Raw genomic sequence first — 12,583 nt, 5'->3', positions numbered from 1 at the left:
GTCGCTCTGAGATAAGAAGGCGGCGCTGAGGGGATGGTGGCTCGGGTGGGTTTCTGCGGTTTGACGTATGGAAGAGGCAGACCTCAACACTAAAGCGATCCGGATGGTTGCTCCGGATCGCTCCATGTTGTTAACGAACCTGAACGACAACCTTGCCCACAGCCTTGCGCTGGCCAAGATCATCGATCGCCTGCGCGGCATTGCTCAGCGGATACACCTGCGACACCAGCGGTTTGAGCTTGCCCTCGGCAAACCAGGCGAACAGCTGCTGGAAGTTGGCTGCATTGTCCTGTGGCTGGCGTTGGGCAAAAGAACCCCAGAACACGCCGAGTACCGCCGCGCCCTTGAGCAGGGCGAGGTTGACCGGCAGTTCCGGGATGCGTCCGCTGGCGAAGCCGACCACCAGCAGGCGGCCGTTCCAGGCGATGGCGCGGATGGCCTGGTCGAACAGGTCGCCGCCGACCGGGTCGTAGATCACGTCGGCGCCCTGGCCGTCGGTGAGGCGTTTGATCTCCTCCTTGAGGCTGGCTTCGCTGTAATTGATCAGCTCATCGGCGCCGGCAGCCTTGGCCACCGCGAGTTTTTCGGCGCTGCTGGCGGCGGCGATCACGCGGGCGCCCATGGCTTTGCCAATCTCCACGGCGGCGAGGCCGACGCCGCCCGATGCGCCGAGCACCAGCAGGGTTTCGCCCGGTTGCAGGTTGGCGCGTTGCTTGAGCGCGTGCATCGAGGTGCCGTAGGTCATGCTGAATGCAGCGGCGATGTTGAAATCCATCGACGGCGGAATCGGCAGGACGTTGTAGCCCGGCACCGCCACCTGCTCGGCAAAACTGCCCCAGCCAGTCAGGGCCATGACCCGGTCGCCGACTTTCAGATGGCTGACCTTTTCCCCGACTTCACGCACCACGCCCGCCGCTTCACCGCCTGGCGAAAACGGGAAGGGCGGTTTGAACTGGTACTTGCCCTCGATGATCAGCGTGTCCGGGAAATTGACTCCGGCAGCGTGCACGTCCAGCAGGATTTCATTCTTCTTCGCGACAGGACTGGCGACGTCTTCCAGCACCAGCGATTCGGCAGGGCCGAAGGCTTTGCACAGCACGGCTTTCATCAGGGCTATTCCTTTGGGAGTGATGGCCGATAAGTGTAGGTGTGTGAATCAACGGGTCAACGAGCATGCCCGGCCCTGATAGTCAGCCATAAGCTTGTGCTTGCGCGGCGGGTCGTTATGCTAGGCCGCAAACCGGATAAGGAGCGAATTGTGAAAGCGTGGATCATGTTATTGCTGGCCCTGTCTCTGCCTGTGGCAGCACTGGCCGAAGAAGCCAAAGAAGGCGAGGCGCCGAAGGTCAATTACATCACCCTGAGCCCGCCGTTCGTCGGCAACTATGGCCTGGACGGCACCGCCAAGCTCAAGGTCTACAAAGCCGATGTGGCATTGCGTGTGACTGGTGAGGAGGCGACCAAACTGGTCAAGGCCAACGAGCCGCTGATCCGCAATCAGCTGGTGGCGTTGTTCACTCAGCAGTCGACCGAGGCGATGGGCAGCATCGAGGGCAAGGAAAAGCTGCGTCAGGAAGCGTTGAAGCAGACCCAGCAGGTCATGAATGACGAGACCGGCAAGCCTGTTGTTGAGGATCTGTTGTTCAACAACCTGATCATCCAGTAAATACGTTGGCTGCTGCTCTTCAGGACGCCAGGCTTTTGCGAAAGCGTGCCAAGGCGATGGCGAAGAACAGCAGACCGATGGCAGTCAGCGCCAGCAACTCCGGCCAGACCACGCTCAGCCCGGCGTCGCGAAACAGAATCGCGGCGCTGAGGCTGACAAAATGCGTGGACGGTGAGCCCTGCATGACCCACTGCAGCCAGTGCGGCATGCTGTCCAGTGGCGTGCTGCCGCCCGACAGCAGCAGCATCGGGATGATCACCGGAATCGCCAGCAAGCCGAACTGCGGCGTCGAGCGCGCGAGTGTCGCCAGAAAGATGCCCAGCGCGGTACTGGCAAACAGATAAACCGCAGTCACCAGCAAAAACAGGCTCATTGAGCCGGAAAGCGGCACGCCGAGTGCGCCTTTGACCACCACCTCCACGGACAGCCAGGTGCACAGCACCACCACCAGCAGGTTGCTCCAGATTTTCGCCAGCATGATTTCCAGCGCCGTCAGCGGCAGCACCAGCAAATGGTCGAGCGTGCCGTGCTCGCGTTCGCGCAGCAGCGCGGTGCCCGTGAGGATGATCGCCAGAATGGTGATGTTGTTGACGATCTGGATCACCGCCAGAAACCAGCCACCCTCCAGGTTGGTATTGAATAGCGCGCGGGTGGTCAGCGAAATCGGCGTCTTGCTCGCGGCATCGCTCTGACCGCCGTAGGCCTGCAGTTCACGCTGGAAGATCCGGCCGATGTAACCGGCGCCCATGAACGCCTGGCTCATCGCGGTGGCATCGACGTTGACCTGAATGGCCGGTCGCCGCGCCGCGAGCAGGTTGGTTTGAAACCCCGCCGGAATGTTGATCACGAAGGTGTACTGGCCGCTGTCCATCACCTGATCCAGTTGCGGGTAAGGCAGTAGCACCGGCGTCTGGAACTCCGGCGGTTGCAGGGCCTGGGCCAACTGGCGCGAGAGGGCGCTGCGGTCTTCGTCGACGATCGCCACGCTGGCGTTGTGCACGCCGATTACCGAACCGGCGGCGGGCATGTAGATCGCCACGGTGAAGGCGTAGAACAGGAACAGCAACAACACGCTGTCGTGGCGCAGGCTGGTCAGTTCCTTGAGTCCCAAGCGCAGGATGTGCGCGAACTTGTGCATCAGGCCTCCTGCTTTTTCAGCATGATCAGGCTCAACCCTGTGAACCCGACGAAGAAGCCGAACAGGGCCAGGCATTGTGGCCACAGCTGCCGCAAGTCCAGCGCCTTGGTGAACGTCCCCACGGCAATATCGAGAAAATGTCCTGCCGGAAACAGCATGCCCATCACCGCAGCCGCACCTTGCAGCGAAGAACGCGGCACGATCAGCCCGGAGAACTGGATGGTCGGCAGGCTGGTGATGATCATGGTGCCGAGGATCGCGGCGATCTGTGTGCGGGTGAAGGCCGAGATCAGCAGACCCATGCTGGTGGTCGCCAGCACGTAGAGCAGGCCGCCAAACGCCAGTGTCAGCAGGCTGCCCTTGAACGGCACGCCAAACAGCCAGCGGTTCATCGCCACCAGCAGCGCGAGATTGACCAGACTGACCAGCAGGTATGGCGCCTGTTTGCCCAGCAGAAACTCCAGGCGGGTCAGGGGCGTGGCGTAGAAGTTGGTGATCGAGCCCAGTTCTTTCTCGCGCACGATGCCGAGTGCGGTGAGCATCGCTGGAATGAACGCCAGTATCAGCGCCATGACGCCGGGGCCGATAGCGTTGACGCTGACCACATCCTGGTTGTAGCGAAAGCGCGTTTCCAGGCTGGCGCCCGCCTGATGGTTGATGGCGAGACTGCTCTGTTCGGCCAACTGTTGCAGGTTGGCCAAGTGCACCGCTTCGACATAATTGCGGCTGGTCTCGGCGCGAAACGGCATGCCGCCATCCAGCCATGCCGCCACCGCGGGCTGGCGTCCGGCGTACAGGTCACGGCCGAAACCGGGGGGGATTTCCAGCGCAAGTTTGATCTCCGAGCGTTGCAGGCGTCGGTGCAATTCCTGTGCATCATGGATGGCTGGCCGTTCATCGAAGTAACGCGAGCCGCGAAAGGCCTCCAGATAGGTTCGGCTCTGCGGTGTCTGGTCCTGGTCGTACACGGCAAACGCGAGGTTTTCCACGTCCAGGGAAATCCCGTAGCCGAAAATCACCATCATGAAAATTGCCCCCGCCAGGGCGAATGCCATGCGCACCTTGTCACGCAGCAGCTCCTTGCCTTCGCGACTGGCCACTGCCAGCAGGCGACCGAGGCTGAAACCGCGCTGCTGGAGCGGCGGCGTGGCGGTCGTTGGCGCGGTCGGCGATTCACTGGCAGGCGGCGACTGCGCAGTGCCCTGAGCCTGTTCCAGGCACGTCACGAAAGCGGCTTCCAGCGTTTCTCCAGCGAACTGACGTTGCAGCGCTGCCGGGGTGTCGCACGCCAGCACTTGGCCGGCGTGCATCAGCGAAATGCGGTCGCAGCGCTGGGCTTCGTTCATGAAGTGGGTGGAGAGAAAAATCGTCACGCCTTGCTCGCGGGACAGTTCGATCAACAGTCGCCAGAAGTCATCGCGGGCGGCCGGGTCGACGCCGGAGGTCGGCTCATCGAGGATCAGCACTTCCGGACGATGCAACACCGCAACCGCCAGCGACAGGCGTTGACGCAGCCCCAGAGGCAGGGCGCCGGACGGCTGATCGGCGACGCTGAGCAGGTTGAAGCGTTGAATGAGGGCATCGATGCGTGGCGCACTCTCGGCTTTGGGCAAGTCGAACAGCCGGGCGTGCAGATCAAGGTTCTGTCGCACACTGAGTTCGCCATACAGCGAAAAGCTCTGGGACATGAAACCGACCCGTTTGCGTGTGGCCAGATCCTTGGCATTTACCGGGTTGCCGAGCAGTGTCGCGCGGCCTTCGCTGGCAGGCATCAGCCCGGTCAGGACTTTCATCGTGGTGGTCTTGCCGCAGCCGTTGGAGCCGAGAAAACCGAAAATTTCGCCGCGACCGATGGCGAAGTTGACGTGATCGACCGCAGTGAAGTCGCCGAAACGCAGTGTCAGGTCGTGGGCCTCGATGGCGGTGTCGCTGCTGCCACTGCTACGTGGCGGAATCACCAGCGGCCTGACGTCATGCTGGCTGTCACCCTGGAAATGGGTGAAGGCCTCATCGAGTTTGCCACTGGGGGTGACGGCCGCCAGTTCACGGCTCAGACCGGTGGCAATCAATTTGCCGTTGTCGAGCATCAGGCAATGCTCGAACTGTTCGGCTTCTTCCATGTACGCGGTGGCGACCAGCAGGGTCAGTTGCGGGCGCTGGCGCCGCACGTCGTCGATCAGCTCCCAGAAACGCCGTCGTGAGAGCGGGTCGACGCCGGTGGTTGGCTCATCGAGGATTAACAGATCCGGTTCGTGGATCAGCGCGCAGCACAGTCCGAGTTTCTGTTTCATGCCGCCGGACAACTTGCCGGCGGGGCGCTCGGCGAACTTCAGCAGGTCGGTGGCAAGCAGCAGATTGCGCATGCGTTGTTCGCTGTCGGCCTTCGACAGGCCGAACAGCGTGGCGAAGAACTGAATGTTTTCGCGGATCGACAGTTCTGGATACAGGTTGCCGCCCAATCCCTGCGGCATGAAAGCGATGCGTGCATACAGCGTGTCGCGGTGGTGGCGCTGCTGGATCGGCCCGCCAAGGACGTCCAGTTGCCCTTGCTGCAAGGCCTTCACGCCGGCGATCAGTCCCAGCAGGCTGGACTTGCCCGCGCCATCGGGGCCGATCAGACCGCAACGGGTGCCGGCTGGCAGGCTGAAGGTGATATCGCTCAGTGCTTGCTGTTTGCCGTAGCGGTGCGCGATAGCATTGGCCTGGACCGCGAGGCTGCTCATTGCAGATTGGCCGGCCAGACGATCGGCGCGGTGCGCACATACCCGGCACCGGGCATGCCGGGCTTGGCTTGCGGTACGGCGCTGGGTTGGGTCAAGCGCAGTTTGACGCGGAACACCAGTTTTTGCCGCTCGTCGCGGGTTTCGACTTCCTTGGGGGTGAACTGCGATTTGCCGGCGACAAAACTGATTTTCGCTGGCAAGGGCTTGTCGGGCAGGGCATCGAGCAGTACCCGGGCCTCATCGCCCACCGCCAGACGCCCGGCCACCGAGGCGGACAAGTAGAGATTCATGTACTGATCGTTGGGGTCAATCAACAGCAGGACGCGGCCACCGGCACCCAGCACTTCCCCGGGTTCGGCCATGCGTAACTGGATCACGCCGTCAATCGGCGCCCGCAGGCTGCTGTCGTCGATTTCGCTGGTCAGTTGAGCGACCTGCGCCTGGGCTGCGCCGATCGCTGCAGCGACCGCCGACACTTGGGCGCGGGCCGCCGTCACGGCAGCGTTGCCGGTGCCGATGCGCGACTGCAATTGATCGATGACCTGAGCGCTGACGAAACCGTGCTTGAACAGCGACTCAGAGCGCCCGAGTTCCTGTTGGGCCAGCAGTAGCTCACTCTGACGCAACTGCACGTTGGCTTGGGCGGCGTTGAGGTTTTCCCGGGCGCGCACCACCTCGGCTTCGGCCTGGTTGCGCTGGGCTTCAAGAGTGCGGGTGTCCATGCGGGCCAGCAGTTGGCCTTGAGTGACCTTGTCGCCTTCATCGACCAATACCTCGGCGAGGCGACCGGGGGTCTTGCTGGCGATTTGCACTTCGGTGGCCTCAAGTCGTCCGTTGCCGGCCGACAGCCCCTCGGGCAGGCGGCTGCTCATCGACTTCCAGTAACCGAAGCCGCCAGCGGCCAACAGCAAGGCTATGAGCGATCCGGCAAATAACAGTGAGGAACGGCGGTGCGTCGACATGGGGGCATCCTGCGGCTGTGGCGTCCACTCTGACGGTTCAAGCGCTGGGGGCGCTTGATGTCAGTCAAATGAGCGTCAAGCCTAGACCCTTTTGTCTGCCACCACGGAGTGACTTGGCAGTTCTCAGCGCAGGCCGAGCACTGCGGCCCATTGTTCGGCGGTGACGGGCATCACTGAAAGCCGCGAGCCTTTCTGCACCAGTGGCATTTCTGCCAGCGCGGTCTGCTGTTTCAGGTAGTCGAGCTTCAAGACTCGCGCAAAGGTTTCGACGTGCGCCACGTCGATGGCGCTCCAGGCATTCTTCTGCGCTGTGGCCTTCGGATCGAAGTAATGGCTCTGCGGCTCCAGCGCCGTCGGATCGGGATACGCTGCTTCGATAATTTTGCCAATCCCGGCAATCCCCGGCTCGGGGCAGCTGGAATGGTAGAAAAAGAACTCGTCACCGACCGCCATCGCCCGCAGGAAATTGCGCGCCTGATAGTTGCGAACCCCGTCCCAGCGCGTCTTGCCGAGCTTTTCCAGACCCTTGATCGAGAGTTCGTCGGGCTCTGATTTCATCAGCCAGTAGGCCATGTCGTGTGCTCCTGAAGCGGTCATTGGGCAGGTTGTCGGGCAATTTTATGACAAACCGACAGTCGGTTGACGTCAGCGTTTGCGCACAGGTTCACGTTGCCGCAAAATGCCGGCCTTTAAAGCTTGACGCTGCTGCACGGCCTACGAACGGAAACCGCTGCTGTCATCGTGATGATGTGCCTTGAGGGGGGCAATCGATGAAACGCAAACCGGATTTGCTATGGACTTTGGTAATTTTGTTTGGCCTGGGCGTGGTAACCACCGGTTACGCGCAGAGCCTGTGGGCGAACAAGACCGACGCGCCCATTAAAGTGGCGCAACAGGTGCAACAGTCGACCGCTTTCAAACGCTGAACCTGTCTCTTCGACGCCGCTGTTCCATGCGGCGTCTACTCTGCGAAATACCACGCCTTGTCGGTGACCGTGCCTTGTAACGGGACATCCCAGCTCGCCTGCGCCAAACGCTCGACCTTCTGACACTCATGGGCCAGGCCCAGCAGCGTCGGCTTGCGCCAGTTCTTGCGCCGGGCCAGATAGGCGAGGCTGCGATCATAAAATCCGCCGCCCATGCCCAGGCGCCCGCCGACATCGTCAAACCCTACCAGCGGCAACAGCACCAGATCCAGCGCCCAGACCTTGCGTTGCCGAGCCAGATTGGCCCGGGGCTCGAGGATGCGGAAACGATTGGGGGTGAGCTTTTCGCCAGGGCGGATGCGCTGGAAGACCATTTTCGTTCGTGGCCACGTGCTGAGTACCGGCAGATAAGTTGCCTTGCCGCGACGCTGGGCTTCGCGCAGCAGCAGGCGCGGATCGATTTCACCGTCGGTGGGCAAATACAGAGAGATATGTTTTGCCCGGCGAAAGTGCGGGTCCTGGGCCAATTGGCGGAACAGGCCTTTGGCAGCCTGGCGTTGTTCGCCTGGCGTCAGTGCGCGGCGCGCCTTGCGCAGCAGGCGGCGGAGTTGCGGGCGGGGCAGCAGCGCGGGTCCGGTCATGGTTCGGCTTCGGCAGGTGGATGCAAAAACGTACGCATAAAAAATCCGATGTCGGCATACACCGACATCGGATTCGAATCAGGCTCCCCGGATGAACCGCTGTCAACTCAGCCCTTGAACCCGAAAGTTCAAGGTGGAAGAAGCAGTAGACTTTAAGGCTTTCCGTCTAGCGGACATGCACACCAGCCCAACGTGCAACTTCCAGGGTAGTGCGAATCGGCTCCGGGACATCGTCAACTGGCAAGCACCCCAGGGAGTGCCGCGAGTATACCTCAAGCTGCCAGCCGAATCAGCCCTTGGCGGTGTTCTGATCGTCGGCCAGGACCAGATCGACACGATCGAGCAAGTCGCGCACCTGTTCGCGGGTCGAACCGCTGGCCTGGATGTCCGGGCGCTCTTCTTTGTGCAACAGGTCGTGGGTGATGTTCAGCGCGGCCATCACGGCAATGCGGTCGGCACCGATGACTTTGCCGCTGCTGCGGATCTCGCGCATCTTGCCGTCCAGGTAGCGCGCGGCACTGACCAGATTGCTGCGTTCTTCCGGCGGGCAGATGATCGAATACTCTTTGTCGAGGATCTGCACGGTAACGCTATTGCTTGAACTCATGAGTCTTGCTCCAGGGCCTTGAGGCGCGAAATCATCGATTCGACCTTACGCCGGGCGATTTCGTTTTTTTCAATGAGGTGAGCGCGTTCCTCGCGCCAGGTTTTTTCCTGAGCTAGTAAGAGTGCGTTTTGACTCTTAAGTTGCTCGACTCGGCCAATCAGCAGTTCGAGTCTGGCCATCAGCGCTTGCAGGTCGGTGTCTTCCATTGGGTCCACGTGTTCGTCTGATGGGTGGTGACTGGCGGACAGCCTTTAATGGTCTTGGCGGGGCTGTCGATGTAGGATACAAGGCCTTCATTCTAGACATAGCGCCGTCTGGCGCCTAGCTGCCCATGACCATTGCGAATTCCCCGTACCAAGCCTTTGCCACCCTGCTGACTGCCAGCGGCCACAACGTCTCGCCTGCCGAACTGCACGGCGTGCTGCTCGGGCGCAGTTGCGCCGGGGCCGGCTTCGATCACGAAGGCTGGCTGATCGACGCCGCCGAGCTGCTCGAAGGCGATATCCAGGACAACGTCCGCAACGCCCTGATCGGCCTGCAGGAGATGGTCAAAGGCGAGCTGACCGGCGACGACGTCACTGTCGTGCTGCTGCTGCCGACCGACGATGCGCCGCTGGCCGACCGCGCTGCTGCACTGGGCGAATGGTGCCAGGGCTTCCTCAGCGGTTTCGGCCTGAACTGCCGCGACAGCAGCATGCTCAGCACCGAAGCCACCGAAGTGCTGCAGGATCTGGCAGCCATTTCCCAGGTGCAGGACGCGCTGGAAGAATCCGAAGACGGCGAATCCGACTACATGGAAGTCATGGAATACCTGCGCGTCGCGCCGTTGCTGCTGTTCTCGGAAACCAAGAAGTCCGATGTGCCGCCAGCCGCCAAACCTTCGCTGCATTAATCGCGAGCCAGGGAAAGCCATCTGCCCATGACCCATATCCCCAAAGCGGAATACAGCCGTCGCCGCAAGGCCCTGATGGCGCAGATGGAACCCAACAGCATCGCGATCCTGCCCGCCGCCGCGGTGGCCATCCGCAACCGCGACGTCGAGCATGTCTATCGTCAGGACAGCGACTTCCAGTACCTCAGCGGTTTTCCCGAGCCACAGGCCGTCATCGTCCTGATGCCCGGCCGCGAGCACGGCGAGTACATCCTGTTCTGCCGTGAACGCAACGCCGAACGCGAATTGTGGGATGGCCTGCGCGCCGGGCAGGAAGGCGCGATCCGCGAGTACGGCGCCGACGACGCCTTTCCGATTACTGACATCGACGACATCCTCCCGGGCCTGATCGAAGGCCGCGACCGGGTGTATTCGGCGATGGGCAGCAACCCTGAATTCGATCGGCATTTGATGGACTGGATCAACGTGATCCGCTCCAAGGCGCACCTCGGCGCGCAGCCGCCGAATGAATTCGTTGCCCTGGATCACCTCCTGCACGACATGCGCCTGTATAAATCGGCGGCAGAAGTGAAGGTGATGCGCGAAGCCGCACGGATCTCGGCGCAAGCCCACATCCGCGCGATGCAAGCCAGTCGGGCCGGGCTCCACGAGTACAGCCTCGAAGCCGAACTGGATTACGAATTCCGCAAGGGCGGGGCGAAGATGCCGGCCTACGGTTCGATCGTCGCCGCCGGGCGCAACAGCTGCATCCTGCATTACCAGCAGAATGACGCGCTGCTCAAGGACGGCGACCTGGTGTTGATAGACGCCGGTTGCGAGATCGATTGCTACGCCAGCGACATCACCCGCACCTGGCCGGTCAATGGCAGGTTCTCGCCAGAGCAGAAGGCGATCTACGAGTTGGTGCTGGCTTCGCAGGAAGCGGCATTCGCCGAGATTGCCCCCAACAAGCACTGGAACCAGGCGCACGAAGCCACGGTGCGGGTGATCACCGCAGGTCTGGTCAAGCTTGGCTTGTTGCAGGGCGAGGTTGACGAGTTGATCGCCAGCGAAGCCTACAAGGCTTTTTATATGCACCGCGCCGGCCACTGGCTGGGCATGGATGTGCATGACGTCGGCGAGTACAAGGTCGGCGGCGAATGGCGCGTGCTGGAGGTCGGCATGGCGCTGACCGTGGAGCCGGGTATCTACATCGCGGCAGACAATCAGAACGTGGCGAAGAAATGGCGCGGTATTGGCGTGCGTATCGAGGATGACGTGGTCGTGACCCGATCCGGTTGTGAAATTCTCACCAGCGGCGTGCCGAAAACCGTCGCCGAGATCGAAGCGCTGATGGCACAAGCAAGGACACACGCAGCATGAGTCGAGTCAATCTGGCAATCATCGGTGGCGGTCTGGTCGGCGCCAGTCTGGCGTTGGCGTTGCAGGCCGGGGCCAAGGCGCAAGGCTGGAAAATCGTCCTGATCGAACCGTTCGCGCCCGGCGACAACTGGCAGCCGAGCTACGACGCCCGCTCCTCGGCGCTGTCGTTCGGCTCGCGGCAGATTTATCAGCGCCTGGGCGTGTGGCAGGAAATTTCCCGCCGCGCCGAGCCGATCAAACAGATTCACGTCTCTGACCGTGGCCGCTTCTCCACCGCGCGCTTGTCGGCGATGGAAGAGGGTGTGCCAGCGCTCGGTTACGTGGTGGAAAACGCCTGGCTCGGCCAGTGCCTGTGGCAGCACCTCGACAAAGACGTGATCACGTGGCGCTGCCCGGCGGAAGTCACGCGCATGGAGCCGTTGGCCGATGGCTATCGCCTGACCCTCAACGATGAAACCACGCTGGAATGCGATCTCGCAGTGCTCGCCGATGGCGGCCGCTCCGGCTTGCGCGAACAGTTGGGCATCAACGTGCGCAAGCGCCCTTACAACCAGAGCGCGCTGATCGCCAACGTCACCCCGAGCGAAGCGCACAACGGCATGGCCTTCGAGCGCTTTACCGATGAGGGGCCGATGGCCCTGCTGCCGCTGCCGGACAATCGCTGCGCACTGGTGTGGACGCGGCTGGGCATGGACGCGCAGCGTCTGACTGAATTGAGCGAGCGTGATTTTCTCAGCGAGCTGCAAGGCGTGTTCGGTTACCGCCTCGGCACCTTGAAACAGGTCGGCGCACGGCATCTGTATCCGCTGTCGCTGATCGAAGCTGAAGAACAGGTGCGTTCGCATCTGGCCGTGCTCGGCAACGCCGCACACAGCCTGCACCCGATTGCCGGCCAGGGCTTCAACCTGTCGCTGCGTGACGCCGATGCCTTGGCTGCCGCGCTGCTGGCCAGCGACAAGCCGCTGGGCGACTTCGCCACGTTGCAGGCCTATCGCGAGCGGCAGCGCCTCGATCAGGACCTGACGGTGGGCTTCTCCGATCAGGTCACGCGTCTGTTCGGCAGCAGCCAGCCGCTGGTGTCGCTGGGGCGCAATCTCGGCCTGCTCGGCCTCGACCTGCTGCCGCCAGCCAAACGCTGGTTCGCCCGGCAGGCGATGGGCCTGGGAACCCGTCCGGATGCTTGAGTGGCTGAGCAACACATTCGGCAAGGCGCGATTGATGCGCTGGGTAATGACCTGCTACCCGCCGTATCTCGGCGCGGGTGTGCGGGTGCGGCACATCAGTGACGACTTTCGCGATGTGCAGGTGTCCATGGGGTTGGGCTGGTACAACCGCAACTATGTCGGCACCCAGTTTGGCGGCAGTCTGTATTCGATGGTCGACCCGTTCTTCATGTTGATGCTCATGGAAAACCTCGGCCCGAAGTACATCGTCTGGGACAAGGCCGCCGACATCGATTTCATTGCGCCGGGCAAAGGCCCGGTGTTCGCCCGGTTCAACATCGACCAGACCCTGCTCGACGAGATCCGCCGGCAGACCGCCAATGGCGAGAAATACCTGCCGCAGTTGCAGGTCGACATTCATGACGGCGCCGGCAACCTTGTGGCGCGGGTCGGTAAAACCCTTTACGTGCGGCTCAAGCCGCAAGCGAGACAGGCCTAAAGCA

At 62.1% G+C, this 12,583-nt stretch carries 14 protein-coding genes and 1 other RNA gene; 6 read left to right on the top strand and 9 right to left on the bottom strand.

The genetic code is table 11. The features are described from left to right. Positions 1 to 130: 130 nt before the first annotated feature. Complete coding sequence (locus AB4O12_RS20380; protein ID WP_056791691.1) at positions 131 to 1,108, bottom strand: NADPH:quinone oxidoreductase family protein; 978 nt, start codon at positions 1,106 to 1,108, stop codon at positions 131 to 133. A gap of 150 nt (positions 1,109 to 1,258) precedes the next feature. Between AB4O12_RS20380 and AB4O12_RS20375 the strand changes: the two genes are divergently transcribed. Continuing rightward, positions 1,259 to 1,666: a flagellar basal body-associated protein FliL gene (locus AB4O12_RS20375; protein ID WP_056791694.1), complete on the top strand. Its 408-nt coding sequence runs from the start codon at positions 1,259 to 1,261 to the stop codon at positions 1,664 to 1,666. A 19-nt stretch (positions 1,667 to 1,685) separates the two neighbouring features. On the opposite strand, the gene AB4O12_RS20370 is transcribed toward AB4O12_RS20375, so the two are convergent. The 4 genes from AB4O12_RS20370 to AB4O12_RS20355 form a co-directional block, all read right to left on the bottom strand. Beyond that, a complete protein-coding gene (locus AB4O12_RS20370; protein WP_095181272.1) occupies positions 1,686 to 2,804 on the bottom strand; it encodes an ABC transporter permease in 1,119 nt (372 codons plus the stop codon). Continuing rightward, the gene (rbbA, locus tag AB4O12_RS20365) at positions 2,804 to 5,527 is read right to left on the bottom strand and encodes a ribosome-associated ATPase/putative transporter RbbA (protein ID WP_460059645.1); all 2,724 of its coding nucleotides are present in this window, start codon (positions 5,525 to 5,527) and stop codon (positions 2,804 to 2,806) included. Before rbbA ends, AB4O12_RS20370 begins: the two co-directional genes overlap by 1 nt. After that, positions 5,524 to 6,489, bottom strand: a complete 966-nt coding sequence (locus tag AB4O12_RS20360) for an HlyD family secretion protein (RefSeq protein WP_305381729.1) — start codon at positions 6,487 to 6,489, stop codon at positions 5,524 to 5,526. The genes rbbA and AB4O12_RS20360 overlap by 4 nt, the downstream gene beginning before the upstream one ends. A gap of 123 nt (positions 6,490 to 6,612) precedes the next feature. Beyond that, positions 6,613 to 7,062, bottom strand: a complete 450-nt coding sequence (locus AB4O12_RS20355; protein ID WP_460059644.1) for an EVE domain-containing protein — start codon at positions 7,060 to 7,062, stop codon at positions 6,613 to 6,615. Positions 7,063 to 7,259: 197 nt separating this feature from the next. On the opposite strand from AB4O12_RS20355, the gene AB4O12_RS20350 reads away from it, so the two are divergent. Further along, positions 7,260 to 7,415 (top strand): hypothetical protein, encoded by a 156-nt coding sequence (locus AB4O12_RS20350; protein WP_460059643.1) that lies wholly within the window; start codon positions 7,260 to 7,262, stop codon positions 7,413 to 7,415. Positions 7,416 to 7,450: 35 nt separating this feature from the next. Here the strand turns inward: AB4O12_RS20350 and AB4O12_RS20345 are convergent, their stop codons facing one another. From AB4O12_RS20345 to AB4O12_RS20330, 4 genes are all read right to left on the bottom strand, one after another. Then, a complete protein-coding gene (locus tag AB4O12_RS20345; protein ID WP_460059642.1) occupies positions 7,451 to 8,056 on the bottom strand; it encodes a 5-formyltetrahydrofolate cyclo-ligase in 606 nt (201 codons plus the stop codon). Between the two features lie 80 nt (positions 8,057 to 8,136). Further along, positions 8,137 to 8,315, bottom strand: a non-coding RNA gene (gene ssrS / locus AB4O12_RS20340) — 6S RNA. Positions 8,316 to 8,345: 30 nt separating this feature from the next. Then, a complete protein-coding gene (locus AB4O12_RS20335) occupies positions 8,346 to 8,663 on the bottom strand; it encodes a cell division protein ZapA (RefSeq protein WP_016772632.1) in 318 nt (105 codons plus the stop codon). Next, the gene (locus tag AB4O12_RS20330; protein WP_007911197.1) at positions 8,660 to 8,869 is read right to left on the bottom strand and encodes a TIGR02449 family protein; all 210 of its coding nucleotides are present in this window, start codon (positions 8,867 to 8,869) and stop codon (positions 8,660 to 8,662) included. The genes AB4O12_RS20335 and AB4O12_RS20330 overlap by 4 nt, the downstream gene beginning before the upstream one ends. Before the next feature lie 125 nt (positions 8,870 to 8,994). Between AB4O12_RS20330 and AB4O12_RS20325 the strand changes: the two genes are divergently transcribed. From AB4O12_RS20325 to AB4O12_RS20310, 4 genes are read left to right on the top strand one after another with little or no spacing between them, the layout of a single operon-like run. Then, positions 8,995 to 9,555 carry a YecA/YgfB family protein gene (locus AB4O12_RS20325; protein WP_041476897.1) on the top strand — a complete coding sequence of 187 codons (561 nt, stop codon included), beginning with the start codon at positions 8,995 to 8,997 and terminating at the stop codon, positions 9,553 to 9,555. A 27-nt stretch (positions 9,556 to 9,582) separates the two neighbouring features. Further along, complete coding sequence (gene pepP / locus AB4O12_RS20320; protein ID WP_095181277.1) at positions 9,583 to 10,917, top strand: Xaa-Pro aminopeptidase; 1,335 nt, start codon at positions 9,583 to 9,585, stop codon at positions 10,915 to 10,917. Next, positions 10,914 to 12,101 (top strand): 2-octaprenyl-6-methoxyphenyl hydroxylase, encoded by a 1,188-nt coding sequence (ubiH, locus tag AB4O12_RS20315; protein WP_460059641.1) that lies wholly within the window; start codon positions 10,914 to 10,916, stop codon positions 12,099 to 12,101. The genes pepP and ubiH overlap by 4 nt, the downstream gene beginning before the upstream one ends. Continuing rightward, positions 12,094 to 12,579 (top strand): DUF4442 domain-containing protein, encoded by a 486-nt coding sequence (locus AB4O12_RS20310; RefSeq protein ID WP_041476891.1) that lies wholly within the window; start codon positions 12,094 to 12,096, stop codon positions 12,577 to 12,579. The genes ubiH and AB4O12_RS20310 overlap by 8 nt, the downstream gene beginning before the upstream one ends. Positions 12,580 to 12,583: the final 4 nt, after the last annotated feature.

The sequence above is a fragment of the Pseudomonas sp. S2_A05 genome (assembly GCF_054668485.1).
Note: the sequence above shows the minus strand (reverse complement) of the source record. Positions and strands in the feature narration are given on the sequence as shown.